The organism is Streptomyces sp. NPDC088762, from assembly GCF_044750905.1.
Lineage (GTDB): Bacteria > Actinomycetota > Actinomycetes > Streptomycetales > Streptomycetaceae > Streptomyces.
In genome coordinates, this window is the sequence record NZ_JBIVKT010000011.1 from 154027 (window position 1) to 180045 (window position 26019).

The window sequence follows — 26019 nt, forward strand, 5'->3', positions numbered from 1 at the left end:
TCAGGGGCCCGACACCTCACGCTCCGGCGGCCTCCCGCAGAAAGCGGACCAGGTCGTCCACGGAGTACCCGAGCTTCGGGCCCCGTTCCGCCGCCATCAGCAGCAGCTGACCCACGATCTCCGCACCCCAGCCGTCCGTGCCGTCCGCCGACCACTCCCACAGCTTCTCGATGCCGAGGTCCGTCATCAGCACTCCGTACTCGCCCCGGACCTCCCGGCACGTCCCGGCGACGGCGTCCAACAGCCGTACGCCCGGCCGCTCGCAGCGCAGCGCGAAGTACCCGCCGATCTCCTCGACCGCGCACCCCTGCGGCGGCCGCGCCTTGATCCGGTCGTAGCGCGGGTCCTCGAAGCCCGGCCGGTCCCCCACCGGACAGTGGATCAGCGTGAACCGCTGCCATCCGGGCGGCGGAGGCGGCAGCGGCGCCACGCCGTGAGGCCGAAGGCCTCGTGCACCAGGGCCGTCGCCTCATCGGCGCTGTCCGCCGTACGCGTTTCCCGCCGCTGCCCGTCGTCCCCGACGGCCGTCCACGACCGGCCGCCCTCGTTCCGCTGGACCCGCACGGACAGTCCCATCCCGCCTCGCTTCCATCCGCCGCAGAGCGCCGCCTCCAACGCGTGGAGTTTCCAGCCGAGTTCGAAGCCCCACTCCAGCGCCTCGCTCACGCGCGGGCCCGCTCGTGGAGTACGGCGGCCAGCCGGAGCGCGGTGTCCAGGTTGCAGCGACCGAGGTCGACGAGGGGCAGGCCGTACGTCCCGGCCGCCGAGACCCGTTCCACATCGAGGGAGGGGAAGACGACCCCCACCCCGGCCAGGGATTCCCTCAACTGCTGCACGGCCTCCTCGGCCGCCCGCATGCGCTCCTTCGGCGTGAGCACCATGACATGTCACCTTTCTACTCTGCGTATCCGACTTCGGTACCCAGAGTGGCGACGCCCTCGCTAGCCTTTCAATGCGGACGCCGCAACAACCGCATGTGTTGGTCAGGGAGTTGCCATGGCAGGAAAGAACCTCGACCCGTCTTCCTCACCCCGCGCCCTGCTGGGCGCCGAACTGCGCGTGGCGCGTGAGCGCGCCGGCTTCAGCCAGGCCGAACTCGGCGAACCGCTCTTCGTCAGCGGCTCGTTCGTCGGCCAGCTGGAAGCGGGGACGCGGCGCATGCACCTCGACTTCGCCCGTCAGATAGACGACATCCTCGGCACGGGCGGCTTCTTCGCCCGCAACTGCGGGGCCGCCGCCAAGTCCAAATACCCCGACCACTTCGCGGCGGCGGCCGAGGCGGAAGCCCAGGCGGCGGCGATCCGGGAGTATGCGCCCCTACTGATCCCTGGTTTGCTCCAGAAAGAGGCCTACGCGCGGGCCGTCTTCCGCGCCTACCAGCCGACGGCACCGGAGGCGACCCTCAATGAGCTCGTGGATGCCCGACTGGCCCGCGCCGCTGTACTCAGTGATCCAACAACGCCACTGTTGTGGTGTGTCCTTGGGGAGGCAGCACTGCGATGTGAGGTCGGCGGCCCGGCGGTGATGGCCGAGGCCTTGCGTCACATCGCGTCTCTGATGCGGTCCCATCGGATCATCGTTCAGGTGCTGCCGTTCAGTGCAGGTGCCCACGCGGCAATGCTCGGCTCCCTCAAGCTCATGTCCTTTGATGACGCTCCTCCGCTCGCCTACATCCAAGGCAATGGAACAGGCCAGCTCTTTGATGATCCGGCTACCGTCACTCGGCACACGCTGACCTACGATCTCGTCACGGCCAACGCGCTGTCTCTCAGCGACTCACTGGCCTTGATCGAATCCGTGGCGGAGGGGTACGAACATGACGCGCACACCTGAATACGACCTGTCCGCAGCCATCTGGCGCAAATCCAGCTACAGCGCCGGCGACGGCGGCAATTGCCTCGAAATGGCCACCTGGCGGAAGTCCACGTACAGCGGCGGCGACGGCGGTGACTGCGTCGAGGTCTCCGACGGCCACCCCGACATCGTCCCCGTCCGGGACTCCAAGGACCCGGACGGCCCCCACCTCGCCTTCAACGGCCCGGCCTGGACGGCCTTCGTCGGCTCCCTCTGAGCCACCCCAGCCGGGCTCACATCGGACGTCGGCAGGAGGGTGTGGGTGGGTCGGGATAGCCCGGGAGACGCGTACCGTGCCCCGCCCCCGGCGGCGCAACCCCGGTCGCACCCTCGCGGCCGGGGGCCCGGTCACGGGGCCCGGTCCACGGTCCGGGGGCCCGAAGGCCTCGGGATGCGGCCCGGAAGGCCCCCGCGGGTCGGGCGGGAGACCTGCAGCCGCGACACCTCGTACGACATCTCCTCGACCCCGGGGTCGGGAGCCGGGTGGTATCTCCCGGCGCAGACCGACAGGTTGACGATCAGGTACGCGTGCCAGCCGCGGCCGACGCCCCTGCCGTCGCTGAAGACGCGTACGCCGTCCACCCACCAGACGACCGAGTTCCTCCCGAATTCGACCTTGAGCTCGATCCAGCCGCCGGGCCGCACCGAGGGGTCCCGGTGGTAACGGTGGGCCTCGCGGACGTGGTTGGAGAGCTCCAGGAGATCCGGGTTGTCGGGGTGGTACTCGAACACGTCGATCTCCTGGCCGCCGTCCCGCCAGGTCCAGATCGCCGGCCAGGCGCCCGTCTCCACCGGGAGACGCACCCGGGCCTCCAGCACGTCGCCGGTGCGCACCATGAAGCCCTCGTCGCTGCCCTCCGTGGTGAGGAGCCCGGTGTCCCAGTTGCCGTCGGCGCGGAGGGTCGCGCGGAAGACGCCGCTGCGGCTGTAGGCGGGGTCGGCGACGAGGTGGTCCAGCTTGTTGTCGCCCGGATTGGTGGGGCCGCCGTCGGGATAGGCCCACGAGCGGCCCGCGACCCATTGGGCGGGCGAGGTGAAATCGGCGGTGAAGACGGGGGTGAGGCGCGGCCTGAACGCGACCGCGACCGCGCCCTCGCCGCCGACCGCCGGGGCGAGGCGGGACGTCAAGCGCCGCAGCCAGCCGAGTGGTTCCGAGTCCATGCAGGGTGTGTGCCCTGGTTCGGACGCGGCCATGCAGCCAGAATCACCGAGAGTAAGCGCATGGAAGCATTCAGCGACGGGTGCCGCGCGCCGCCTCGATGAAGGCGCGGATCAGCTCCGGCGACTTCACGCCGCGCTCCCGCTCCACCCCGCTGGACACGTCCACGCCCCAGGCCCCGGTGGCCGCGAGGGCCTGCCCGACATTGCCCGGGTTCAGCCCGCCGGCGAGCAGCCAGTGCCCCTCGGGCGCGGTGAAGTCCGCCGCCCCCCAGTTCCACGGCTTGCCGGAGCCCGGGTCGGGCGCGTCGAGCAGGAGCAGGTCCTCGCCGTACTCCCCGCAGCGCCGCACGTGCTCGGCGGTGGCCCGCAGCAGCGTCCGGCCCTCGGCGCGCAGCGCCGCGAAGTCCTCCGGGCCCTCCTCGCCGTGCAGCTGCACACCCCGTACGCCGCTCTCCTCGGCGAACCGGCGCACTTCCTCGACCGACTGCCCCCGAAACACCCCGACAGTGAGCACCTCATCCGGCACCAGCGCGGCGAGCGCCCGCGCGGTCGCCGCGTCGACCGTACGGGGGCTGCCGGGCGCGAACACGAACCCGACGGCATCGGCCCCGGCCTCGACGGCGGTTTCGATGTCCCGCCCGGTCCGCAGCCCGCAGATCTTGATGAACACGTCGCTCACGTCAGTCATGTCAGCAGTCAAGCAGGTCAGGCGGGGACATCGACGGACAGTCCCGCATCGCGGGCGGCATCGGCCAGGCGCTTGTCGTAGGTGACGAACGAGGTCAGCCGCTCACCGATACTGAGCGCCGTCGCCAGATGGATGGCGTCGAGGCTGCGTACGGTGGCCGGCCGCACGGTCTGGGCCAGGATCCGGATTCCGGGATCGAGGTCGATCAGGTCGATCAGGTCCAGGACCAGATGGAGCCGCACGGCGGCTTGCGGGGCATGGCGGGCCAGCGCCCTGAAGGACTCCACCTCCGCCAGTGCCGAGCTGACCCATCCGGTCTCCGCCCTCTCGTCCAGCCAGTCGCGCAGTGCCTGCGACTCGGATTCGGCATGGACCAGCTTCACGATCGCGGCGGAGTCGAGGTAGATCATCAGCGCTCTTCCTCACGATTCCGGGAGAGCTCCGCCGCGACGTCGATGCCGTCGGGCTCGCCGATGGGCATCCGCAGTACCGCGCGCCGCAGGGCGGCGGCCCGCTCCTTGCGGAGGGCCGCCTCCAGCACGGCCGCTCTTATGGCCACGGACCGCGAGCTGCCGTCCCGGGTGAGTACATCCAGGGCGTGCTCGGTCTCCGAGTCGGTGCGAATCGTCACGGTGTCAGCCATCCCACCAGCGTAAGACAAAACGTCTTACGCCGCCAGAGGCCACCCGGTACACGGTTCGCCGCATGAAACGCCCGAGGGCGGCACCCCCTTGTCAGGGAGTGCCGCCCTCGGCACGTGAAGCGAACAGCCGATCAACCAGGGCCGAAGGCCCGCGGTGGATCAGAAGTCCATGTCACCGCCCGGCATGCCGCCCGGGGCGCCGGCGCCGGCCTTCTCGGGCTTGTCGGCGATGACGGCCTCGGTCGTCAGGAACAGGGCCGCGATGGACGCCGCGTTCTGCAGGGCAGAGCGGGTGACCTTCGCCGGGTCGATGATGCCCTCGGCGATCATGTCGACGTACTCGCCGGTCGCGGCGTTCAGGCCGTGACCGATCGGCAGGTTGCGCACCTTCTCCACGACGACGCCACCCTCGAGACCACCGTTGACGGCGATCTGCTTGAGCGGGGCCTCCAGGGCGAGCTTCACGGCGTTGGCGCCGGTCGCCTCGTCACCCTCGAGCTCGAGCTTCTCGAAGACCGCGGAGGCCTGCAGCAGGGCCACGCCACCACCGGCGACGATGCCCTCCTCGACGGCCGCCTTCGCGTTGCGGACGGCGTCCTCGATGCGGTGCTTGCGCTCCTTGAGCTCCACCTCGGTCGCGGCACCGGCCTTGATGACGGCCACGCCGCCGGCCAGCTTCGCGAGGCGCTCCTGGAGCTTCTCGCGGTCGTAGTCCGAGTCGGAGTTCTCGATCTCGGCGCGGATCTGGTTGACGCGACCCTGGACCTGGTCGCTGTCACCGGCACCGTCGACGATGGTGGTCTCGTCCTTGGTGATGACGACCTTGCGGGCGCGGCCGAGCAGGTCGAGACCGGCGTTCTCGAGCTTGAGGCCGACCTCCTCGGAGATGACCGTGCCACCGGTGAGGATGGCGATGTCACCGAGCATGGCCTTGCGGCGGTCGCCGAAGCCCGGGGCCTTGACGGCGACGGACTTGAAGGTGCCGCGGATCTTGTTGACGACCAGGGTCGACAGGGCCTCGCCCTCGACGTCCTCGGCGATGATCAGCAGCGGCTTGCCGGACTGCATGACCTTCTCCAGGAGCGGCAGCAGGTCCTTGACCGAGCCGATCTTGGAGTTGACGATCAGGATGTACGGGTCGTCGAGGGCCGACTCCATACGCTCCATGTCGGTGGCGAAGTACGCCGAGATGTAGCCCTTGTCGAAGCGCATGCCCTCGGTGAGCTCGAGCTCCAGCCCGAAGGTCTGGGACTCCTCGACGGTGATGACGCCTTCCTTGCCGACCTTGTCCATGGCCTCGGCGATGAGCTCGCCGATCTGGGTGTCGGCGGCGGAGATGGAGGCCGTGGAAGCGATCTGCTCCTTGGTCTCGACATCCTTCGCCTGCTCCAGCAGGGCGCCGGAGACGGCCTCGACGGCCTTCTCGATGCCGCGCTTGAGGGCCATCGGGTTGGCGCCGGCGGCCACGTTGCGCAGGCCCTCGCGGACGAGCGCCTGGGCGAGCACGGTGGCGGTGGTCGTACCGTCGCCCGCGACGTCGTCCGTCTTCTTGGCGACTTCCTTGACCAGCTCGGCGCCGATCTTCTCGTACGGGTCCTCGAGCTCGATCTCCTTGGCGATGGAGACGCCATCGTTGGTGATCGTGGGCGCGCCCCACTTCTTCTCAAGGACGACGTTGCGACCCTTGGGGCCAAGGGTGACCTTGACGGCGTCGGCGAGCTGGTTCATCCCACGCTCGAGACCGCGCCGGGCCTCCTCGTCGAACGCAATGATCTTGGCCATCTGAAGTGGTCCTCCCGGACAGCGGTGGATTGCTCCCAGGACCGCGCCCGCGCCCGCGACGGACGGCCTGCGTGCCCGGCGGTTCCTTCCCGCCGGACCCTGCGGGCCTCACCGACCCGGTCCTCGTTCAGTAGCACTCTCACCTGGAGAGTGCTAACGCCAATGATTAGCACTCGACCCCCGCGAGTGCAAGCGGCTTGGGCGAAGACCCCAATGAACACACCGGTGACGCGCGAGGGGCCCACATCCCGTGTCCAGGATGTGGGCCCCTCGTACGTCTTGAATCAACGCTGTCGCGTCGGCGGTCGATCGCGCCAGGACTAGCCGATGGCGAGCTTGACCATGTCCGCCTGCGGACCCTTCTGGCCCTGCGAGATCTCGAACTCGACCCGCTGACCCTCTTCAAGGGTGCGGTACCCGTCCATCTGGATGGCGCTGTAGTGGACGAACACATCCGCACCACCGTCGACCGCGATGAAGCCGTAGCCCTTCTCCGCGTTGAACCACTTGACGGTGCCCTGAGCCATGCCTAACTCCCCTATTACTGGCCCTTGCGCAGGAACGCACTTCGCGGTCCCGGGTCAGAACTTGCGTCGGAACGCGTCGACCGAGGCTGAATGTATCTGCGCGGGTGCTGTCTGCAACAGGTCAATCCGACGAGAAATCTGGACACCCAGATAGATTGAAATAGAGTGAAAATTTGGCATGTTCCCGGGCAAGTCGGGCCCGGCATATCTCGCCAAACACCCATACCGCACTTGCACATTGACCCGATGTCGACCCTCACGCGGCCCGTTCATATGCAGCGGGCAAGAACAGCGGAGGGGACTTCCCCAACTCTACCGCGCCCAATCAAACAGAATTACCCCCTCCGCTTTTAGCGGAGGGGGTAATTCTGGTTTGCGCGTGTCACCCGGAAGGTGTTCAGCAGCCGCCCGCGACGGCCGGGATGATCGAAACGCCGGCGCCGTCCGGCGTCGCCGCCTCGAGGCCGCCCTCAAAGCGCACGTCGTCGTCGTTGACGTACACGTTGACGAAGCGGCGCAGCTTGCCCTGGTCGTCCAGGACGCGGGCGGCGATGCCCGGGTGGTTCTTCTCCAGCGACTCGATGACCTCGGCCAGGGTCGCGCCCTCGGCCGGGACCTCGGCCTGGCCGCCGGTGTAGGTGCGCAGGATGGTGGGGATGCGGACGTTGACGCTCATGGCGCTACTGCCTTTCCGGGGCGAGGGGGAAGAAGATCAGGCCAGGCCGGCGGCGCGGAACGCGTCCAGGCTGGGGCGGATGGTGGCGGTCTGCCCGCTGTCCGCGGCCACCGCCTCCAGGGTCTTGAGGCCGTCACCCGTGTTCAGGACGACGGTGGTCAGCGCCGGGTCGAGCAGCCCGTTCTCGATGAGCTTCTTCGTGACGCCGACGGTCACGCCGCCCGCGGTCTCGGCGAAGATGCCCTCGGTCTGCGCGAGGATCTTGATGGCCTCGACGACCTGCTCGTCGGTCACGTCCTCGACGTAGCCGCCGGTGCGCCGCGCGATGTCCAGGACGTACGGGCCGTCCGCCGGGTTGCCGATGGCCAGCGACTTGGCGATGGTGTTCGGCTTCTGCGGGCGGACCACGTCGTGGCCGGCCTTGAAGGCGGTGGACACCGGGGAGCAGCCCTCGGCCTGGGCGCCGAAGATCTTGTACGGCTTGTCCTCGACGAGGCCGAGCTTGATCAGCTCCTGCAGGCCCTTGTCGATCTTCGTCAGCTGGGAGCCGGACGCGATCGGGATGACGATCTGGTCGGGCAGCTGCCAGCCGAGCTGCTCGCAGATCTCGTACGCGAGGGTCTTGGAACCCTCGCCGTAGTACGGGCGCAGGTTGACGTTGACGAAGCCCCAGCCCTCGCCCAGCGGGTCGCCGATGAGCTCGGAGCAGAAGCGGTTCACGTCGTCGTAGTTGCCCTCGATGCCGACCAGGTCGCCACCGTAGACACCGGCCATGACGACCTTGCCCTGCTCCAGGTCGTGCGGGATGAACACGCAGGAGCGGAAACCGGCGCGGGCGGCCGCGGCGCCGACGGCGCCGGCCAGGTTGCCGGTGGAGGAGCAGGACAGGGTGGTGAAGCCGAAGGCGCGGGCGGCCTCGACGGCGATCGCGACGACGCGGTCCTTGAAGGAGTGCGTCGGGTTGCCGGAGTCGTCCTTGACGTAGAGCTTGCCGGTGACGCCCAGCTCCTTGGCCAGGTTCTGCGCGTCCACGAGCTTGGTGAAGCCGGGGTTCAGGCTGGGCTTGGCGGCCACGTCCGCGGGGACGGGCAGCAGCGGCGCGTAGCGCCAGATGTTGGCGGGGCCGGCCTCGATCGCCGCGCGCAGCGCTTCGGGGTCACCGGTGGGGAGCTCGTAGGCGACTTCCAGCGGTCCGAAACACTCGACGCACGCGAAGATGGGGCCGAGCTCGAAGCGGGTGCCGCACTCGCGACAGGAGAGGCCCGTGGCGGGTCCGAGATCAACAGAGGTGGCGACAGTCTGTGCAGCCATGATGGCGAGGCCCTTTCTCCTCATCTTCCCCATGGCGCACTTCGCCATGAGACGGAATTGGCACCTTCCCTAGCCGGGGACCTCGCGGGGGTGCGTCCAAGACGCATCGCGAGAACCGACTGGAGGGTTGCCGGGGCTTCAACGGGCCGTGTCCCTCTGCCCCTCTGGATGAGCGGTATGGCACCGGCACACGCGCTCTATGGCGCGCCGGTGCGTTTGTGCGCGAGGACCCCCGGCATGCGGTGGTCCTTCGCGTTGTTCAAGACTGTAACCGAAGGGCCGGACCGTTGAGACAGCCGTCCGAACCGCGAGATGGATCACTTTTCGGTCAAACCGACCAAGCGGCAGGCCAACCAAGGTGCAAGGGAGTCCGAAGGTGCTGGAAGAGGTGGAGCGCTGGCTGGCCGGCCGCTCCTGGGCCGCCGCCGACCGACCGCTCGACCAGCTGCTGGAGCGCAAACGCGCAGCCGGGACCACGGTCAGCGTGGTGCTGCCCGCGCTCGACGAGGAGGCGACCGTCGGCGCGATCGTCGAGGTGATCCGGCGTGAGCTGATGGAGGGACTGCCCGTCCCGCTGGTGGACGAGCTGATCGTGATCGACTCGGGCTCCGGCGACGCCACGGCGGAGGTGGCGCAGAAGGCCGGCGCGCGCGTGGTGCACCGCGACGACATACTGCCGCGGATCCCGGCGCTGCCCGGCAAGGGCGAGGTGCTCTGGCGTTCCCTGCTGGTGGCCACCGGCGAGATCGTCTGCTTCGTCGACGCCGACCTGCGGGAGTTCTCGGCCTCCTTCGTCTCCGGCATCGTGGGGCCGCTGCTGACCGACCCGGAGGTGCAGTTCGTCAAGGCGATGTACGACCGCCCGTTCGGCGGCGCCCCCGGGCAGGGCGGCCGTCCGGGCGGAGCCGAGCAGGGGGGCAGGGTCACGGAGCTGGTCGCCCGGCCCCTCCTCAACCTCCACTGGCCACAGCTGGCCGGCTTCGTGCAGCCGCTGGGCGGCGAGTACGCCGTACGGCGCTCGCTGCTGGAGCGGCTGCCGTTCCCCGTCGGGTACGGCGTTGAGCTGGGGCTGCTGGTCGACGCCCTGCACACGGTCGGGCTGGACGCGCTGGCCCAGGTGGACGTGGGCGTACGGGTCCACCGCCATCAGGACGGGCAGGCGCTGGGCCGGATGGCCGCGGCGATCTACCGGACCGCCCAGGTACGGCTCTCGCGCGGGCACCTCGTACGGCCGGAGCTGACGCAGTTCGAGCGGGGGCCCGAGGGCTTCGTGCCGCACACGTATCCGGTGGACACCGAGGAACGGCCGCCGATGCTGGGCGTCAAGGAATACGCGCTGCGCCGCGTGGCCTGACCGGCGACACCCGGTACGCACGGACGTTTGAGGACGCGCGGGCCGGGCTAGGTTGGCCGCATGGCTTCTCAGGTACTCGTTGCAGCGAACCGCGGCCCGCTCTCCTACGCCCTCGCCGCCGACGGCACGCTCAGTGCCCGGCGCGGCGGGGGCGGTCTCGTCTCCGGCCTCTCCGTGGCGCTCGCGGAACAACCGGACGCGCTGTGGATCTGCGCGGCCCTCTCGGAGGGGGACCGGGAGGCGGTGCGCCGGGGTGTCGCCGAGCCGGGCGTCCGGATGCTGGACATCGATCCCACGGTGTACGACGACGCGTACAACGGCATCGCCAACTCGGTGCTGTGGTTCACCCACCACCACCTGTACGACATCCCGCGCGAGCCGGTCTTCGACGCGGAGTTCCGGCGGCGTTGGGGCGCGTACACGGAGTACAACCGGGCCTTCGCGCAGGCCATCGCCCAGGAGGCGGCGGAAGGGGCCTGCGTGCTGGTGCAGGACTACCAGCTGGCGCTCGTGCCGGGCTTGCTCCGGGAGCTGCGGCCGGACCTGCGGATCGGGCACTTCACGCACACGCCGTGGGCTTCGCCCGAGTTCCTGCGGATGCTGCCGGAGGACATCCGCACGCGGCTGCTGTGGGGGATGCTGGGGGCGGACCGGCTGGGCTTCCACACCCGGGCGTGGGCCGCCGACTTCGTCCGGGGCGCGGGCATCGACGACGGGAGCGGGGCCGCCGAGGGGGTCTGGCCGAGCGGGGGCACCCCCGGGGTGTGGCACCGAAAGGCGGCCCCGGACGGGAGCGGGCTGCTGGAGCGCCGGTTCACCGAGGTGGCCACGTACCCCCTCGGCGTGGACGCGGACGAGCTGCGGGCGCTGGCGTACCGGCCCGAGGTCGACGACAAGCTGGCGGCGCTGCGGGCGGAGGTCGGCGACCTGAAGACGATCGTCCGTGTGGACCGCACGGAGCTGTCGAAGAACATCCTGCGCGGCCTGCTCGCCTACCGGGAACTGCTGGTCGCGCACCCCGAGTGGCGCGGGCGGGTCGTGCACATGGCCTCGGCGTACCCGTCCCGGCAGGACCTGGAGGAGTACCGCTCGTACACGGCGGCGGTGCGGGAGCTCGCCGACGAGATCAACGCGGAGTTCGGCGAGGAGGGCGGCTGGCAGCCGGTCCTGGTGTCGGTGCAGGACGACTTCGCGCGGTCGCTGGCGGCGTACCGGATGGCGGACGTGGCGCTGGTGAACCCGGTGCGGGACGGGATGAACCTGGTGGCGAAGGAGATCCCGGTCGTCTCGGAGGCGGGCTGCGCGCTGGTCCTGTCGACGGGGGCGGGGGCGTACGGGGAGCTTCGCGAGGACGCGCTGACCGTGAACCCGTACGACGTGTCGGCGACGGCCGAGGCCCTGCACGCGGCCCTCTCGATGCCGTCCGCCGAGCGCGCGGAGCGCACGAAGCGTCTGGCCGCCGCCGCCACGGCCCTTCCCCCGACCCGGTGGTTCGCGGCCCAACTGGCCGACCTTCGCGGCTGAGGCGGACGCGCCCCGGTGCCGGCCGAGGAACGGGCCGGCGCCGGGGCGGGTCTGTGCGGTGTTACGTCGTGTAGTAACCGGCGACGTCGGCGATGAGGTCGACCGAGCCCGCGTTGTTGTAGAAGCTGACCTTCCCGTTCACCACCGGCACGACGACCAGATTCGGAATCGTCTGCCCCGCGACGAAGTTCAGGTTCGACGCACTCGTACGCGTCGTCCCGTTCGGATACACCGACACGTAACTACCGGCCGTCGGATCGGTCGCCGTGACGTTCAGGACCACCGCCGTCACCCCGGTCGCCGGAATCCCCGCCGTACCCGTGACCTGCAAGGTCACCGTCCCGCCCTGACCCACCTTCGCCTTCGGCACACCCAGACCCTCACGGGTGTCCATCAACCGCGTCGGCGTGATCGGCTTGTACGTGGAGCCCGTGCCATCGGTCGTGTAGTAACCGGCCACATCCGCGATGAGGTCGACCGAGCCCGCGTTGTTGTAGAAGCTGACCTTCCCGTTCACCACCGGCACGACGACCAGATTGGGAATCGTCTGCCCCGCGACGAAGTTCAGGTTCGACGCACTCGTACGCGTCGTCCCGTTCGGATACACCGACACGTAACTACCGGCGGTCGGATCGGTCGCCGTGACGTTCAGGACCACCGCCGTCACCCCCGACGCCGGAATCCCCGCCGTACCCGTGACCTGCAAGGTCACCGTCCCACCCTGACCCACCTTCGCCTTCGGCACACCCAGACCCTCACGAGTGTCCATCAACCGCGTCGGCGTGATCGGCTTGTACGTGGAGCCCGTGCCATCGGTCGTGTAGTAACCGGCCACATCCGCGATGAGGTCGACCGACCCCGCGTTGTTGTAGAAGCTGACCTTCCCGTTCACCACCGGCACGACGACCAGATTGGGAATCGTCTGCCCCGCGACGAAGTTCAGGTTCGACGCACTCGTACGCGTCGTCCCGTTCGGATACACCGACACGTAACTACCGGCGGTCGGATCGGTCGCCGTGACGTTCAGGACCACCGCCGTCACCCCCGACGCCGGAATCCCCGCCGTACCCGTGACCTGCAAGGTCACCGTCCCACCCTGACCCACCTTCGCCTTCGGCACACCCAGACCCTCACGAGTGTCCATCAACCGCGTCGGCGTGATCGGCTTGTACGTGCCCTGGCCGGAGCCCGCGGGCGGCGTCACCGTCAGCGTGCCGCGCGAGTACTGGTGGTTGAGCGCGTTGACGGTGATGTTCCAGATGCCGGCGGGGGCCGTGCGCAGGTCCACCGTCGCCTTGAGCGTCCGGGCGTCGGCGGAGACCGAGACGGTCTTGGCCGTCAGCGGCGCCGGGCCGCCGGTCAGCTGGACGGTGGTGTTCATGCTCAGCGCGGTGCCCTGGACGGTGAGGGTCGCGACCGTACCGCTCTGGGCGGTGTTCGGCGTGACCGCCCCGACCGACAGCTCCTCAGGGCCGCAGGGCGCGTTGGTGCAGACGAGCTCGGCGCGGTACGCCGTACGCTCCGCCCGGTCCGGCAGCGCGAGGACGAACAGGCTCTGGTCGACGCCGTCGCACTTGTAGGGGGACGAGCTGCCCTGGCACAGGTTGCGCCCGGTGCCGTTGTACAGCGCGGGCTCCGGGGTCGACTGCCCGCCGTCCGTGGCGGTGATGTCGGCCCTGAACTCGTCACCCTGGACGCTCGGCAGGACGGCGCACACGCCGGTGCGCTCCGCGGAGAGAGTGCCGGTCAGGGGCCCGTACCCGTACGCGACCGACCCGGCGCGCGTGCACTCGGGCGCGGGTCCGGCGGCCGTGGCGATCCGCCAGGCGTCGAGGCGGTAGGAGGCGGGCAGGGTCCAGTTCTCGGGGACCTGGGTGACGACCTGGTAGCCGGTGGAGCCGGTGAGCGGGCATGTCCAGGTGGTCGGGTGGCAGGCGATGCCGCCGCCGTTGTCCATGATCAGCATGTGCGTGCTGTCGTGGGCGTCCCGGACGTTGACGTTCAACCGGTCCGTGGCGGCGGCGGTGGTGATCCGGTGGCAGCGCAGGGTGCCGTTCTGGCCGGACGTTCCGGTCGTGGCAGGGGCCCCGATCGCCGTCGCGGCGGAGGTGGTGCAGCCCTTGGCCGTGGCGGTGACGTCCCGGCGGTCCAGGGTGTGGCTGCGCGGGGCGTCCTGGCCCTCCAGGAGCACGGTGTACGCCTTGCCGGCGGTGAAGTAGCAGCTGGTGAGGCCGTCGGTGCGCAGCTGCTGCCCGGGGGTGGGGTGGCTGTAGCAGGACGGCCCGTTGCCCTCGGTGTCGATGATGCTGACCGCGTAGTCCGGGAACAGCTCCGTGTCGTCCGGGAGGCCGTAGCGGGTACGGAGGAGCTCGGAAGTGGAGTGCGCGGCGGCCGGGATCGTCAGGCAGTGCGAGAAGACGCCGTTGCCGGTCTCCAGCCGCACGGCCGCGGTGTCATCGGCGAAGCTTCCCGCGGACCAGACCGGGCAGTCCGCCTGGAGTACGTCCGTACGGACGAAGTGGACGCCGTACGGCCCGGTCGCGGCGGTGTCGTCGGCGTGCACGAGGGCACGGAACGGCGCCGTCCCGGTCAGGGCGCACTCGCCCCGGACGAGATCGCCGGCGGCGCACTGGGCGGCGCCGTTGCGGTCCACCACCTCGACCTGGACGCTCACGCCCGCGCCGCCACGCGAGGTGAGGGCGGCGATCCGGGCGCCCTGCGGGCTCGGCAGCTCCAGGCAGTGCGTCTGCCCGGCGGTGGCGAACGTACCCGAGTACCGTCCCGCGGCGACGGCGACGCAGTTCTCGGCGGCCGGCGCGGCCTGAGCGGCGCCCACCGGCAGGAGGAGTGTGGCGAGGACGGCGAGAAGGAACGTCAATACGGCGGGAATCGGGCGTCTCTCGGACACCGAAGACATTGGCATGAACCCCCCAGGGTGATGTGCGACGAGTGATCGTCGCACACCCCTCCCCGGGGCTCCGCCCCGGCTGCCCGGGCCCCGCCCCGCACCCCGCGGCGGTCAGGCTCGGAGGGTGCCGGCCAGGGTGGCCAGGAAGGACGCCACGGCGGCCGGTCCGGGGAGGACCAGGTCGGCGCGGGCCGCGAGCTCCGGGACCTCCGCCGAGCCGCTGCACAGCAACAGGCCCGGCAGACCGTCCGCACGCCGCTTCTCGACCGCCGAGTACGCGGCGAGGTCACCCAGGTCGTCCCCGGCGTACAGCACCGCTTCCGCGTCCGTCTCCGCCAGGAACTCCGTCAGGGCGACCCCCTTGTCCATCCCCGGCGGCCTGAGCTCCAGTACCGCCCGTCCCGGCTCGACCATCAGCCCGTGCCGCGCGGCCAGCTCGGCCAGCGGTTCCCGCAGGGCGGCGAAGGCCGCCTCCGGGTCGGCCGCCCGCCGGGTGTGGACGGCCAGGGCCCGGCCCTTCTCCTCGATCCACGTGCCGCGCCAGGCCCCGATCGACTCCAGGAACCCCGGCAGCTCGGCCCGGACCGCCGCCACACCGGGGTGCTCGGCGGGTGCCTGGACGATGCCGGTGACGGCGTCCCACCGCTCGGCCCCGTAGTGGCCGAGGACCACCAGGTGTTCCAGTCCGGGGACCCCGGCGAAGCCCCCGTAGCGGACGGCGACCCCCGCCGGCCGGCCGGTGACGACGGCCACCGACGCCACCTCGGGGGCGAGTGCCGCAAGGGCGGGTACGGCCCCGGGGTGGGCCCGGGCCTGGTCCGGGTCCGGGACGATCTCGGCGAGGGTGCCGTCGAAGTCCAGGGCGATCACGGATCGGCGCGGTGCGCGGAGCAGGGCTTCGAGTCCCTCGCGTCCGGCTGCGGTGACGGGCATCGGCAGGTCGCGGTCGTTCGGCTGGCTCCCCATACGCACGACCCTAACGGCCCCGCCCGAGGACGGCTACGGTGCCTACCGCCTGGCCCGCTGGGCCTCGCGGATGCGCCGCAGCCGGTTCACCGTGCCCGGCGCGTGGGCGAGCGCGCGCGGGTCGTCCATCAGTACGTTGAGCAGCTGGTAGTAGCGGACCGGGGTCATCCCCAGCCCCTCCCGTATCGCCCGCTCCTTGGCGCCGGGCCCGGGCCAGGTGCGTGCCTCGTACGCGAGCACCGCGGCCTCGGTGGCCGTCAGCTGCCCCTCGTCCGTCATACCGCCAGATTAACGCCGACCGCTGACACCGCGGCGGCCCGTCACCGCCGCCGCCGCTGCCGCCGCCGTCACCGCCCTCACCGCCGTCGCCGCCGTCACCTCTGGTCGGCCGCCCGCGCCGCCGTCGCGATGTCCTCCAGGACCTTCGCCGGCTGTCCGCCCGGCTGCACGCTCGTGCCGATGTTCCGCTTGATGTCCTCGCTGACGCCCGCCCAGGACTTCTTGCCCACCGGGTACAGCTTCGAGGTGGGCAGCGCGTCGAGGAAGGTCTTCAGCTGCGGCGCGGAGCCCGCCGTGCCGTTCGCCATGGCCCGGTACCCGCTCGTGGTCGCCGGCAGCAGGTCGTACGTGTTGGTGAAGGCGGTCACGTTCTTCGGCTCGTACAGGCGGTCCAGGAACTTCCCGGCCTCCTTCCGGTGGCCGTTCTTGAAGGCCATCACCCAGTCCGCGACGCCCATCGCCGAGTGCTCGGTGCCGTCGGCGGTCGGCATGGTCACCATGCCGAACTTGACGCCCTTCCCGGCCGCCTGCTTGAGCAGCGTCGGGTGTCCGTTGAGCATGCCGACCTCGCCCCGCGTGAAGGCGTCGAAGGCGGCCTGCCGGTCGAGCTTCGCCGGTTCGACCGGCCCCGTCAGCCCCTGCCCGACCATCCTGTCGCGCAGGAACTCCAGCGTCCGGACGTTCTCGGCGGAGTCGAGGGTGTACTCCTCCTCGTTGTCGGTGTAGCCGCCACCGCCCGCCAGCATCCACATCATCGTCTCGGCCTGCGCCTCCTCGCGGCCCAGCGGCAGCGCGAAGGGGGTCGCGACGCCCGCGCCCTTGAGCTTCTTGGCGGCCGCCTCCAGCTCCGCCCAGCTCTTGGGCTGCCAGCCGGCCTTGGAGTCCTTCGGGATGACCCCGGCGTCGGCCAGCAGCTTCTCGTTGTAGAAGAGCAGCCGGGTGCTGGCCACGAAGGGCAGCCCGTACTGGACCCGCTTGACCTTGCCCGCGTCGGCGAGCGGCCCGAGGAAGTCGGCCTCGGTCTTGACGGAGAGCAGCTCGTCCGCCGTGTAGAGCTTGCCCGCCTCCGCGTAGTCGGCGTAGGCGCCGATCTGCGCGATGTCGGGGGCCTTGCCCGCCTTGACCATCTCGGCGACCTTGGCGTCGACCTGCGACCAGGAGTAGACGCTGACCTCGACCTTCACGCCGGGGTTGTCCTTCTCGAAGCCGTCGGCGAGGCCCTGCCAGTACGTCTGCGAGGAGTTCTGCGGATTGTCCCCGTAGTCGGCCGCCACGACCCGCAGGGTCACCTCGTTGTTCCCGGTGAGTCCGCCGGCGGCGCCACAGCCCGTCAGTGTCGCGGTCAGGCTCAGCGCGGCGCAGGACGCGGCGAGGCCCGGCAGGTAACGGCGCTTCACAGTTCTCGTTCCACCCCTTGTTGTACGTACGATCCACGTAAGGTCTACACCACTTTGGCGGCTGTTCCACATCCGGCTCCCCACCGGGGCCTCGATTTGTATGGCCGCTCAACAATCCCTCTCAATGGACTAGACCTTTCCCCGCCGAGCACGCGAGACTGTCCCCTGTGAAACCCGTGAAACACGTCATCGCCCTCGATGTGGGCGGCACCGGGATGAAGGCCGCCCTGGTCGCCGCCGACGGCACCCTGCTCCACGAAGCGCGCCGCGCCACCGGCCGCGAACGGGGCCCCGGGGCCGTCGTCGAGACGATCCTCGACTTCGCCGCCGAGCTGCGCGACACCGGCCGCGAGCACTTCGGGCAGCCCGCCTCGGCCGCCGGCGTCGCCGTCCCCGGCATCGTCGACGCCGACAACGGGATCGCGGTCTACGCGGCGAACCTGGGCTGGCGCGACGTACCGATGCGGGAGCTCCTCAGCGCCCGCCTCGGCGGGATCCCGGTGGCCCTCGGCCACGACGTGCGCACGGGCGGACTCGCCGAAGGCCGCATCGGCGCCGGCCGGGACGCCGACCGCTTCCTCTTCGTCCCCCTCGGCACCGGCATCGCCGGAGCCATCGGCATCGCCGGCCGCATCGAAGCCGGAGCCCACGGCTACGCGGGCGAGATCGGCCACATCGTGGTACGCCCCGGCGGCCCCGCCTGCGGCTGCGGCCAGCACGGCTGCCTGGAGACCCTCGCCTCCGCCTCCGCGGTCAGCCGCGCCTGGGCGGCCGCCTGCGGCGACCCCGACGCCGACGCCGCCGACTGCGCCAAGGCCGTCGCGTCCGGCGACCCCCGCGCCCGCGAGGTGTGGCTGGCCGCCGTCGGCGCGCTCGCCGACGGGCTGGTCACCGCGATCACCCTGCTGGACCCGCGCACGCTGATCATCGGTGGCGGGCTCGCCGAGGCGGGGGAAACCTTGTTCACACCACTACGGACGGCCGTGGAGGAGCGCGTGACGTTCCAGCGGCTCCCCCACATCGTGCCGGCGGCCCTCGGGGACACCGCCGGATGCCTGGGCGCAGGGCTGCTCGCCTGGGACCTACTCGCCACGGAGGTACCTGCCTGATGTCCGGAAGCGGAAGCGAGCACAGCACTGTTCTCTCCGGCGCCAGGGTGGTCCTGCCCACCGGAACCGTCGCGAACGGCCGGGTCATCGTCGACGGCGACCGGATCGCCGGCAGCGCCCGGGAGGGCGCGCGGGTCGTGGACCTGTCCGGGCACTGGGTCGTCCCCGGCTTCGTGGACATGCACAACCACGGCGGCGGCGGCGCCTCCTTCACCTCCGGCACCGCCGAGGAGGTCCTGAAGGGCGTACGGACCCACCGCGAGCACGGGACCACCACCCTGGTCGCCTCCACCGTCACCGGGGACCTGGACGGACTGGCCCGGCGGGCCGGGCTGCTCGCCGAGCTGACGCAGCAGGGCGAGATCGCCGGCATCCACTTCGAGGGGCCGTTCATCAACGCCTGCCGCAAGGGCGCGCACAAGGAGGACCTGCTCCGGGACCCCGACCCGGCCGAGGTCCGCAAGCTCATCGACGCCGCCCACGGCGCCGCCCGCATGTTCACTCTCGCCACCGAACTCCCGGGCGGCCTGGACTCCGTACGGCTGCTGGCCGAGCACGGGGTCATCGCGGCGATCGGGCACACGGACGCGACGTACGAGCAGACGCGCGCGGCCATCGACGCGGGCGCGACCGTGGCCACCCACCTCTTCAACGCGATGCCGGCCCTCGCCCACCGCGAACCGGGCCCCATCGCGGCCCTGCTGGAGGACGAGCGGATCACCATCGAGCTCATCAACGACGGGACCCACCTGCACCCGGCCGCCCTGGAGCTGGCCTTCCACCACGCGGGCGCACACCGCGTGGCGCTGATCACCGACGCGATGGACGCGGCCGGTTTCGGCGACGGGACGTACCACCTGGGCCCGTTGGAGGTCGAGGTCAAGGACGGCGTGGCCCGGCTCGTGGAGGGCGGCTCCATCGCCGGCTCGACGCTCACCTTGGACACCGCCTTCAAGCGGTCGGTGACGGTCGACAAGCTGCCGGTGGAGTCCGTGGTCCAGGCGATCTCCGCCAACCCGGCCAAGCTGATCGGCCTGTACGACGAGATCGGCTCGCTGGAGCCCGGCAAGTACGCGGACCTCGTCGTCCTGGACGCCGGCTTCTCGCTCAAGGGCGTCATGCGGCGCGGCGAATGGGTCGTCAGCCCGGGGGCACCGCCCGCCCCCTGACGGCCAAGCGGCTGTACGCACGGGGCGGTCGGCCCACAGGACTGGGCCGACCGCCTTCTGTTTGGCATGATCCCGGCAGCAACAACCCCGGGGGTGCCCTTCATGATCCTGACCGTGACGCTCAACACCGCGCTCGACGTCACCTACCGTGTGCCGCGGCTGCTCCCGCACGCCTCGCACCGGGTCTCCGACGTCGCCGAGCGGCCCGGCGGCAAGGGGATCAACGTGGCCCGGGTGCTGGGCGCGCTCGGCCACCCGGTGACGGCGACCGGCTTCGCGGGCGGCCCGGCGGGCGTCCTCGTACGGGAGTTGCTGGCGCGGCGGTCCCCGGAGGTCGTGGACGCCCTGGTGCCCTGCGCGGGCGGCACGCGGCGCACGCTCGCCGTCGTCGACGAGGCCTCCGGCGACACCACCCAGTTCAACGAGCCGGGCCCGCTGATCACTCCCGCGGAGTGGACGCGGTTCCTCGACCGGTACGAGTCCCTGCTGGCCGGCGCGGACGCCGTGGCCCTGTGCGGCAGCCTGCCCCCGGGCGTGCCGGTGGGCGCGTACGCGGTGCTCGTACGGGCCGCCCGCGCGGCCGGGGTCCCGGTCCTGCTGGACACCAGCGGCGAGGCCCTGCGCCGCGGGGTCGCCGCCCGCCCCGAGATCATCAAGCCGAACGCCGCCGAGCTGGCCGAGCTGACCGGCTCCCGCGAGCCGCTCCCCGCCACCCGCGACGCCCGCCGCCGGGGCGCCCACGCGGTGGTCACCTCGCTCGGCCCGGACGGGCTGCTGGCCGCCACCCCCGAGGGCACCTGGCAGGCGGCCCCGCCCCGCGCCCTGTCCGGCAACCCCACCGGAGCCGGCGACTCCGCGGTGGCCGGCCTGCTGTCCGCCCTGACGGAGGGCCTGGACTGGCCGGAGCGGCTGGCCCGCGCGGTCGCCCTCTCGGCGGCCACGGTGCTCGCCCCGGCGGCGGGAGAGTTCGACCCCCGCACCTACGACGAGGTACGGGGGTCGGTGAAGGTCACGACGACGGCGGCCGTCTAGACGGCCTTGGCCGGGGAAGTGGACCGGCTCAGCCCTGTTCCAGCCAGAGCTGGTCGAGCTTCACGTCGCACTGGTTGCCCGCCTCGCACGAGATCCTGATCGTGTTGGCGCCCTGCTTGAGGTCCACCAGTGAGTAGGTGTTGGTCCAGCCCTTGGCCCAGTCGCCCTCGGCGGCCTTGGAGAAGTTCTTCATGTTGATCGGCCGGGTCTGCGCCTCGCCGTTGACGGTCAGCGTGGTGTTGGCGTCCTTGCCCGGCACCCCGTAGGTCATCTTCAGCTTGTACTTGCCCGCCTTGGGGACCTCCAGCGACCAGGTGGCCGCCGCGCCCAGCTGGTTGAGGCCGCCCACGTACTGGCCGCCCGCGCTCTTCGCGCCCGGCACGACGCTCTCCAGGGCGGCGCCGCCGGTGAGGGACATGCCCGCGCCGGCGAAGTCGGCCTTCGGCAGCGGAGCCTCGGACGGCTTGGGGCTGCCGCTCGGGGCCGGCTGCGAGGCGTTCTGCGAGGGCGCCGTCTGGTTCTGGCCGGCGTTCGCGGCGTCGTCGCGCTTGTCCTTGTCCTTGTTGCCGAAGGCCAGGGCGGCGCCGATGCCGATCACGACCGCGCCGACCACCGCGACGGCCGCGATGAGCAGGCCCCTGCGGCTGGAACCGCCGCCGCCGTGGCCGCCGTGACCGCCGGAGTGGCTGATCGACTGCGTCTGGTGCTGCGGGGCCTGCTGCTGCGGCGGAACGCCGTAGCCGCCCGCCTGGAGCGCCTCGGGGGCCTGGTACTGCGCCTGGTAGGCCGGCTGCTGGGCCGGCACCTGTCCGCGCTGACCGCCGGCGTTCCTGCGCTCACCGACCGTGCGGACCTGGTGGTGGGAGGTGCGCGGAACTCCGGGCTGTGCGCCGGGATGACCACCGGCCGCGGGGCCCGGGTAGCCGTATCCACCGCCCGCAGCGGGCGGGGCGGCACCGGCCGCCTGGCCGTCCGCGTAGAGATAGCCGAACGGATCATCGTCCTCGGGCTTGTTCGCCCCACCGTGCGGGCCGTTGTTCGCGGGCGTCGTCATCGCAGGTCACTCCTTTCGACCCCCGGGAGCCTACCCCGAACACGTGCGCCCACGGGCGTCCGATCACCTCAGCCGGCCCGGCGGTGCGCCTTCGAGCGGGACCTCTTCTCGATGTACATCCGCTGGTCGGCGGAGCGCAGGACCTCCTCCGCGGACATGCCGCAGCTGGCCCAGCCGATGCCGAAACTGGCCCCGACACGCACCGCACGCCCGTCCACCCGGATCGGCGGGATGATCGCGTTGCGCAGCCGGACGGCGAGATCGGCGGCGTCCGCGGCGCCCAGTCCGTCGGCGAGGACGACGAATTCGTCACCACCCAGCCGGGCGACGGTGTCACCGTCCCTGACGCCCGTCGTGAGCCGCCGGGCCACCTCGATCAGGACCGCGTCCCCCGTGTGGTGCCCGAACCGGTCGTTGATCGACTTGAAGCCGTCGAGGTCGCAGAAGAGCACCGCGAGCCCCTTCGTCCCGTCGTCGACGTCGCTCGCGGGCGCCACGGTGTGCACGTGGTGGTCGTACGGGCCGTCCGTGCGGGCCGCGGGCACCCCGGAGTAGGCGAAGGAGTCCCCGCCGGGCCCGGCCCCGGGGCCGGGCTGCTGCTCGGAGACGTCGGGATGAAAGCCGTGCTCGCCGGCACCACCCGCCCCCGCTCCGACGCGTACTTCGTGCCCGCCGTACACCGCGTGGTCCTCACGCCCCTCGAAGGCCGCGTCCAGGGCCTCGACCGCGGTGGCCCGTACGGACTGCGGCCTGCGGCAGAGCCGCGCCCCGAGCCGTGCGCGCAGCTCGGCGCTGTTGGGCAGCCCGGTCAGCGAGTCGTGGCTGGCGCGGTGGGCGAGCTGGAGCTCGTGGCGCTTGCGCTCCTCGATGTCCTCGACGTGCGTGAGCAGGAACCGCGGCCCGTCGGCGGCGTCCGCCACGACGGAGTTGCGCAGCGAGACCCATACATACGTGCCGTCGCGCCGCCCGAGCCTCAGCTCGGCGCGGCCGCCCTCGGCCGAGGTCCGCAGCAGCGTCCCGATGTCCTCCGGATGCACCAGGTCGGAGAAGGAGTAGCGGCGCAGGACCGAGGCCGGTCGGCCCAGCAGCCGGCACAGCGCGTCGTTGGTCCGCAGCAGCCGGCCGTGCTGGTCCCCGCCCATCTCGGCGATGGCCATGCCGCTGGGCGCGTATTCGAAGGCCTGCCGGAACGACTCTTCACTGGCCCGCAGCGCCTGCTGCTCGCGCTCCAGCCGGACGAGGGCGCGCTGCATGTTGGCGCGGAGCCTGGCATTGCTGATCGCAATCGCCGCCTGGAAGGCGTACATCTGGAGCGCTTCGCGGCCCCAGGCGCCGGGCCGGCGCCCGTTGCGCGGTCTGTCCACCGAAATGACACCCAGAAGTTCCCCGCCGGACGCATACATGGGGGCGTAGAGCCGGTCCTCGGGGTGCCACTCGTCCTGGAACCGCGGTTCGGGGCCCTCCGTGTGCCACTGGGGGACGTCGTCCTCCATGAGGACCCAGCCCTCGGTGTGCGCGATGAAGCGGAGGCCGTCCCAGTTCTCGCCCATCGCCAGGCGGCGTTCCCAGGAGGAGCGGGAGCCGACGCGGCCGGTGATGAGGGCCTCGGCGGCGGGGTCGCCGGCGAAGGCGGCGACGACGAGATCACCGTCCGGGCGTACGAGGTTGACACAGGCGAGTTCGTAGCCGAGGCCCACGACGATGCCGTCCACGACGGTCTGCAGAGTGTCCGCCAGGCTCCTGGCCGTGTTGAGTTCGGCCACCACCCGGTGCAGCTGCCGCAGGGTCGCAAGACGGACGTACGGCTCCGACTCGGTCTCCATTGCTCGCTCTCCCCGAGACCTCGACAGCAACTCCAGGTTTGTCATCGGCGTTTCGTTGCGGTGTCCCGTCCACTGAATCACAGTGAGCTGTGCGGCAGGTACACAGGGTCAACAAATCTTGCCCTGTGTGACTCAAGTCACATGAGATGAATAACGAGGCCCGACGCGCCGGGTGAGGACTGGGAGCGCTCCCCGCCCTTCCCGAGAGCAAACGATACGCCCGGGCCTAGTCCCAGGGGCGGGGACGCGACTCGGACCGTGGCCCGATGTGCCGGACGGAAGGGCGAGATTAGCGTTCGACCGTGCCGAAAACGACCCCCGCACCGCTGCCCGTGCCGACGCCCGTACCCACCCGGGTACCGGCCCCGCCCCGGCCGACCCCGCATGCTGAGGGAGTGAGCAACGACGAATTCCGTGCCGCCATGTCCCGGCTGGCGGCGGGCGTGTGCCTGATCACCGCACACGAGCCCGCCCTGACGGCGGACGGCCCGCGCGGCGAGGACGTCGGCATGACGGCGACCGCCTTCATGTCCGTGTCCCTGGACCCGCCCCTGGTCCTGGTCAGCCTGCGCGAGGGCTCCCGGATGGACGACCTGCTGGCCGAACAGCCGCTGTGGGCCGTCTCGGTCCTCTCCGAACACCAGCTCCAGGTCGCGGGCCGCTTCGCGATGAAGGGCCGCATCAGCGACCGGCTGCTCTTCGCGGACGTCGCCTACGAACGCGGCGGCGCCTCCGGCGCCCCCCTGCTGACCGGCGCCCTGGCCACCCTCGAATGCCGCACGGAGAACCGCGTCGAGGCGGGCGACCACACCCTGGTCATCGGCCGCGTCCTCACCGCCGCCCAGCCCAACCCGGACGCGCAGCCCCTGACCTACTTCCGCGGCCGCTACCGCCACTTGGGCGCGTGACGCCGTGACGCCGTGACGGTCCGCCGGGGCCCGGCCGCGGAAAGCGGCGCGGCAGCGGGCCGTCCGGCGCCTACCAGTCCCGGCCGGTGCGCCCCCGCTTGGTCTCGGCACGGGCCTTCTTCTCCCGCAGCCGACGCTCGTTGATCCCCCGCGGAATCTTCGTCGCCCGCCTCGGCTTCGGCGGCGGTGCCGTCGCCTCCGCCAGCAGCGAGGCCAGCCGGACCAGCGCCATCTCCCGGTTGCGGAACTGCGACCGGTGCTCGGAGGCCCGTACGGTCACCACCCCGTCCACCAGACGCGACGCCAGCCGCTCGAGCGCCCGCTCCTTCCACACCTCCGGCAGCGCCTTCGTCGCCCCCAGGTCGAACAGCAGCTCCACGCGCGAGTCCGAGGTGTTCACGTGCTGCCCGCCCGGCCCCGAGGACCGCGAAAAGCGCCAGGCGAGCTCGCCCTCGGGGAGCACGACCGAACCGCGGATGACATAAGGACCAGGCATGCCCCCTATGATCCGCCCCCGCCCCACCGCCGTCACCCGCATTTCGCCCGGGAACCCGACCGCCCCCTCGTCGCGTTATAGAGGTCAGCGGTAGTTTGACCGCCTGTACGTGCATGTCGGATGAGGAAAGGGACATTCCCATGGCTGTCAGCCTGTCCAAGGGCGGCAACGTCTCGCTCACGAAGGAGGCCCCGGGCCTCGCTGCCGTCACGGTCGGCCTCGGCTGGGACGTCCGGACCACCACCGGTGTCGACTTCGACCTCGACGCCTCGGCCATCGCCGTGAACGCGATGGGCAAGGTCGTCTCCGACGGCCACTTCGTCTTCTTCAACAACAAGTCCACCCCGGACCAGACCATCGTCCACACCGGTGACAACCGCACCGGCGAGGGCTCCGGCGACGACGAGGCGATCAACGTCAACCTCGCCGGCCTCCCGGCCGACGTGGACAAGATCGTCTTCCCGGTCTCCATCTACGACGCCGAGACCCGCAGCCAGAACTTCGGCCAGGTCCGCAACGCGTACATCCGCGTCGTGAACCAGGCCGGCGGCACCGAGATCGCCCGCTACGACCTCTCCGAGGACGCGGCGACCGAGACCGCGATGGTCTTCGGCGAGCTCTACCGCAACGGCGCCGAGTGGAAGTTCCGCGCGGTCGGCCAGGGTTACGCCTCCGGCCTCACCGGCATCGCGCAGGACTTCGGCGTCAACGTCTGAGCCGTCCCACGCGTCCGCGGCTGAAAATTCCGCGGTGAAAGCCCCCTCTCGCCGTCCGGAGAGGGGGCTTCGCTACCGTTCACAGGTGATTCTCCAACCGCTCGTCCCCGTGGACGGCGCCCTGCCCGGCCCGGTCCTGACCGAGATCGCCGCCCTGTACTCCACGAACCACGCCTTCTTCGAACTGAGCGGCGACTTCCCCGACCCGAACCGCATCACGGTCGAACAGGTCGCGGCCTCCCTCGCCGGCGAACTCGCCCACGACGGCGCCGAGATCCTCCTCGCCCGCTCCGCCGGCCGCCTCGTCGGCCTGGCCGCCACCCTCGCCCACCACCCGGACCCTGCCTCCGAGGACCCGGACCCGTGGATCGGCCTGCTGTTCATCGACGCCACCGCGCACCGCGAGGGCTACGGCCGCGCCGTCACCACCCTGCTCGAGGACCGCTTCCGCGCCGCGGGACGCACCGGAGTGCGGATCGCCGTACTCGACGACAACCCCACGGCCCTCGCCTTCTGGCAGTCGCGGGGGTACGCCCCGCTGCGCCGGGCCGAGGACCGCGAACGGGGCCGCGCGTGCACGGTGTTGCGCAAGCCGCTGGACCAAGGGGTCTTGAGGGTTTAGCGGGTCCAGGGGGTCGAGCG

Annotated in this window: 28 protein-coding genes and 1 riboswitch; of the genes, 10 read left to right on the top strand and 18 right to left on the bottom strand. The window is 71.2% G+C overall.

The genetic code is table 11. The features are described 5' to 3' along the window. Positions 1–16: 16 nt before the first annotated feature. The 3 genes from ACIP5M_RS24005 to ACIP5M_RS24015 are packed head-to-tail and all read right to left on the bottom strand — an operon-like array spanning position 17 to position 881. The gene (locus tag ACIP5M_RS24005) at positions 17–370 is read right to left on the bottom strand and encodes an amidase (protein ID WP_401200319.1); all 354 of its coding nucleotides are present in this window, start codon (positions 368–370) and stop codon (positions 17–19) included. An 11-nt stretch (positions 371–381) separates the two neighbouring features. Next, positions 382–666 (bottom strand): hypothetical protein, encoded by a 285-nt coding sequence (locus tag ACIP5M_RS24010; RefSeq protein WP_401200322.1) that lies wholly within the window; start codon positions 664–666, stop codon positions 382–384. Next, a complete protein-coding gene (locus ACIP5M_RS24015) occupies positions 663–881 on the bottom strand; it encodes a hypothetical protein (RefSeq protein ID WP_401200325.1) in 219 nt (72 codons plus the stop codon). The genes ACIP5M_RS24010 and ACIP5M_RS24015 overlap by 4 nt, the downstream gene beginning before the upstream one ends. 115 nt (positions 882–996) lie before the next feature. On the opposite strand from ACIP5M_RS24015, the gene ACIP5M_RS24020 reads away from it, so the two are divergent. Both ACIP5M_RS24020 and ACIP5M_RS24025 read left to right on the top strand, forming a co-directional pair. Next, positions 997–1833, top strand: a complete 837-nt coding sequence (locus ACIP5M_RS24020; RefSeq protein WP_401200328.1) for a Scr1 family TA system antitoxin-like transcriptional regulator — start codon at positions 997–999, stop codon at positions 1831–1833. After that, a complete protein-coding gene (locus ACIP5M_RS24025) occupies positions 1817–2071 on the top strand; it encodes a DUF397 domain-containing protein (RefSeq protein WP_401200330.1) in 255 nt (84 codons plus the stop codon). Before ACIP5M_RS24020 ends, ACIP5M_RS24025 begins: the two co-directional genes overlap by 17 nt. A gap of 131 nt (positions 2072–2202) precedes the next feature. Here ACIP5M_RS24025 and ACIP5M_RS24030 read toward each other — a convergent pair whose 3' ends face one another. The 8 genes from ACIP5M_RS24030 to thrC form a co-directional block, all read right to left on the bottom strand. Next, entirely contained in the window at positions 2203–3015 is an 813-nt protein-coding gene (locus ACIP5M_RS24030; protein WP_401200333.1) for a beta-glucanase, read from the bottom strand. Between the two features lie 70 nt (positions 3016–3085). Continuing rightward, on the bottom strand, positions 3086–3703 hold the full coding sequence (locus tag ACIP5M_RS24035; RefSeq protein ID WP_401200335.1) for a phosphoribosylanthranilate isomerase: 618 nt from the start codon (positions 3701–3703) through the stop codon (positions 3086–3088). 17 nt (positions 3704–3720) lie between these two features. Continuing rightward, positions 3721–4113 carry a type II toxin-antitoxin system VapC family toxin gene (locus ACIP5M_RS24040; RefSeq protein WP_401200338.1) on the bottom strand — a complete coding sequence of 131 codons (393 nt, stop codon included), beginning with the start codon at positions 4111–4113 and terminating at the stop codon, positions 3721–3723. Next, positions 4113–4346 carry a hypothetical protein gene (locus ACIP5M_RS24045; RefSeq protein WP_401200340.1) on the bottom strand — a complete coding sequence of 78 codons (234 nt, stop codon included), beginning with the start codon at positions 4344–4346 and terminating at the stop codon, positions 4113–4115. The genes ACIP5M_RS24040 and ACIP5M_RS24045 overlap by 1 nt, the downstream gene beginning before the upstream one ends. A gap of 159 nt (positions 4347–4505) precedes the next feature. Beyond that, positions 4506–6128, bottom strand: a complete 1623-nt coding sequence (gene groL / locus ACIP5M_RS24050) for a chaperonin GroEL (RefSeq protein ID WP_401200342.1) — start codon at positions 6126–6128, stop codon at positions 4506–4508. Between the two features lie 320 nt (positions 6129–6448). Then, entirely contained in the window at positions 6449–6655 is a 207-nt protein-coding gene (locus tag ACIP5M_RS24055; protein WP_189949539.1) for a cold-shock protein, read from the bottom strand. 397 nt (positions 6656–7052) lie between these two features. Beyond that, positions 7053–7331 carry a MoaD/ThiS family protein gene (locus ACIP5M_RS24060; RefSeq protein WP_401200344.1) on the bottom strand — a complete coding sequence of 93 codons (279 nt, stop codon included), beginning with the start codon at positions 7329–7331 and terminating at the stop codon, positions 7053–7055. Positions 7332–7367: 36 nt separating this feature from the next. Further along, positions 7368–8666, bottom strand: coding sequence for a threonine synthase (thrC, locus tag ACIP5M_RS24065; RefSeq protein WP_401200346.1), 1299 nt, complete (start codon positions 8664–8666; stop codon positions 7368–7370). Next, positions 8660–8817, bottom strand: a riboswitch (SAM riboswitch). It overlaps the preceding gene by 7 nt. A gap of 201 nt (positions 8818–9018) precedes the next feature. Between thrC and ACIP5M_RS24070 the strand changes: the two genes are divergently transcribed. Further along, positions 9019–9996 (top strand): glucosyl-3-phosphoglycerate synthase, encoded by a 978-nt coding sequence (locus ACIP5M_RS24070; RefSeq protein ID WP_401200349.1) that lies wholly within the window; start codon positions 9019–9021, stop codon positions 9994–9996. Between the two features lie 60 nt (positions 9997–10056). Further along, a complete protein-coding gene (locus ACIP5M_RS24075; protein WP_401200352.1) occupies positions 10057–11520 on the top strand; it encodes a trehalose-6-phosphate synthase in 1464 nt (487 codons plus the stop codon). A gap of 61 nt (positions 11521–11581) precedes the next feature. Here the strand turns inward: ACIP5M_RS24075 and ACIP5M_RS24080 are convergent, their stop codons facing one another. From ACIP5M_RS24080 to ACIP5M_RS24095, 4 genes are all read right to left on the bottom strand, one after another. After that, entirely contained in the window at positions 11582–14398 is a 2817-nt protein-coding gene (locus tag ACIP5M_RS24080) for a hypothetical protein (protein WP_401200354.1), read from the bottom strand. Positions 14399–14539: 141 nt separating this feature from the next. Continuing rightward, a complete protein-coding gene (otsB, locus tag ACIP5M_RS24085) occupies positions 14540–15394 on the bottom strand; it encodes a trehalose-phosphatase (protein ID WP_401200356.1) in 855 nt (284 codons plus the stop codon). 42 nt (positions 15395–15436) lie between these two features. After that, on the bottom strand, positions 15437–15673 hold the full coding sequence (locus ACIP5M_RS24090) for a DUF3263 domain-containing protein (protein ID WP_382644321.1): 237 nt from the start codon (positions 15671–15673) through the stop codon (positions 15437–15439). Positions 15674–15768: 95 nt separating this feature from the next. Further along, positions 15769–17070: an ABC transporter substrate-binding protein gene (locus ACIP5M_RS24095; RefSeq protein WP_401200360.1), complete on the bottom strand. Its 1302-nt coding sequence runs from the start codon at positions 17068–17070 to the stop codon at positions 15769–15771. Between the two features lie 176 nt (positions 17071–17246). Between ACIP5M_RS24095 and ACIP5M_RS24100 the strand changes: the two genes are divergently transcribed. The 3 genes from ACIP5M_RS24100 to ACIP5M_RS24110 all read left to right on the top strand — a co-directional run bounded on the left by ACIP5M_RS24100 (position 17247) and on the right by ACIP5M_RS24110 (position 20380). Continuing rightward, entirely contained in the window at positions 17247–18179 is a 933-nt protein-coding gene (locus tag ACIP5M_RS24100; RefSeq protein ID WP_401200647.1) for an ROK family protein, read from the top strand. After that, positions 18179–19348, top strand: coding sequence for an N-acetylglucosamine-6-phosphate deacetylase (nagA, locus tag ACIP5M_RS24105; protein ID WP_401200363.1), 1170 nt, complete (start codon positions 18179–18181; stop codon positions 19346–19348). Before ACIP5M_RS24100 ends, nagA begins: the two co-directional genes overlap by 1 nt. Before the next feature lie 102 nt (positions 19349–19450). Continuing rightward, complete coding sequence (locus tag ACIP5M_RS24110) at positions 19451–20380, top strand: 1-phosphofructokinase family hexose kinase (RefSeq protein ID WP_401200366.1); 930 nt, start codon at positions 19451–19453, stop codon at positions 20378–20380. 28 nt (positions 20381–20408) lie between these two features. Here ACIP5M_RS24110 and ACIP5M_RS24115 read toward each other — a convergent pair whose 3' ends face one another. Both ACIP5M_RS24115 and cdgB read right to left on the bottom strand, forming a co-directional pair. Continuing rightward, positions 20409–21434 (bottom strand): CBM35 domain-containing protein, encoded by a 1026-nt coding sequence (locus ACIP5M_RS24115; RefSeq protein ID WP_401200369.1) that lies wholly within the window; start codon positions 21432–21434, stop codon positions 20409–20411. Between the two features lie 68 nt (positions 21435–21502). After that, entirely contained in the window at positions 21503–23257 is a 1755-nt protein-coding gene (gene cdgB / locus ACIP5M_RS24120; protein WP_401200372.1) for a diguanylate cyclase CdgB, read from the bottom strand. A gap of 395 nt (positions 23258–23652) precedes the next feature. Here cdgB and ACIP5M_RS24125 point away from each other — a divergent pair, with 395 nt between their 5' ends. Next, positions 23653–24165 (top strand): flavin reductase family protein, encoded by a 513-nt coding sequence (locus tag ACIP5M_RS24125; protein WP_401200374.1) that lies wholly within the window; start codon positions 23653–23655, stop codon positions 24163–24165. Between the two features lie 70 nt (positions 24166–24235). Here ACIP5M_RS24125 and arfB read toward each other — a convergent pair whose 3' ends face one another. Then, positions 24236–24661 carry an alternative ribosome rescue aminoacyl-tRNA hydrolase ArfB gene (gene arfB / locus ACIP5M_RS24130; RefSeq protein WP_401200377.1) on the bottom strand — a complete coding sequence of 142 codons (426 nt, stop codon included), beginning with the start codon at positions 24659–24661 and terminating at the stop codon, positions 24236–24238. Between the two features lie 140 nt (positions 24662–24801). Between arfB and ACIP5M_RS24135 the strand changes: the two genes are divergently transcribed. Together ACIP5M_RS24135 and ACIP5M_RS24140 are read left to right on the top strand one after the other, a co-directional pair. Continuing rightward, positions 24802–25377: a TerD family protein gene (locus ACIP5M_RS24135; RefSeq protein ID WP_401200379.1), complete on the top strand. Its 576-nt coding sequence runs from the start codon at positions 24802–24804 to the stop codon at positions 25375–25377. An 85-nt stretch (positions 25378–25462) separates the two neighbouring features. Further along, positions 25463–25999 (top strand): GNAT family N-acetyltransferase, encoded by a 537-nt coding sequence (locus ACIP5M_RS24140; RefSeq protein ID WP_401200382.1) that lies wholly within the window; start codon positions 25463–25465, stop codon positions 25997–25999. Positions 26000–26019 lie beyond the last annotated feature (20 nt).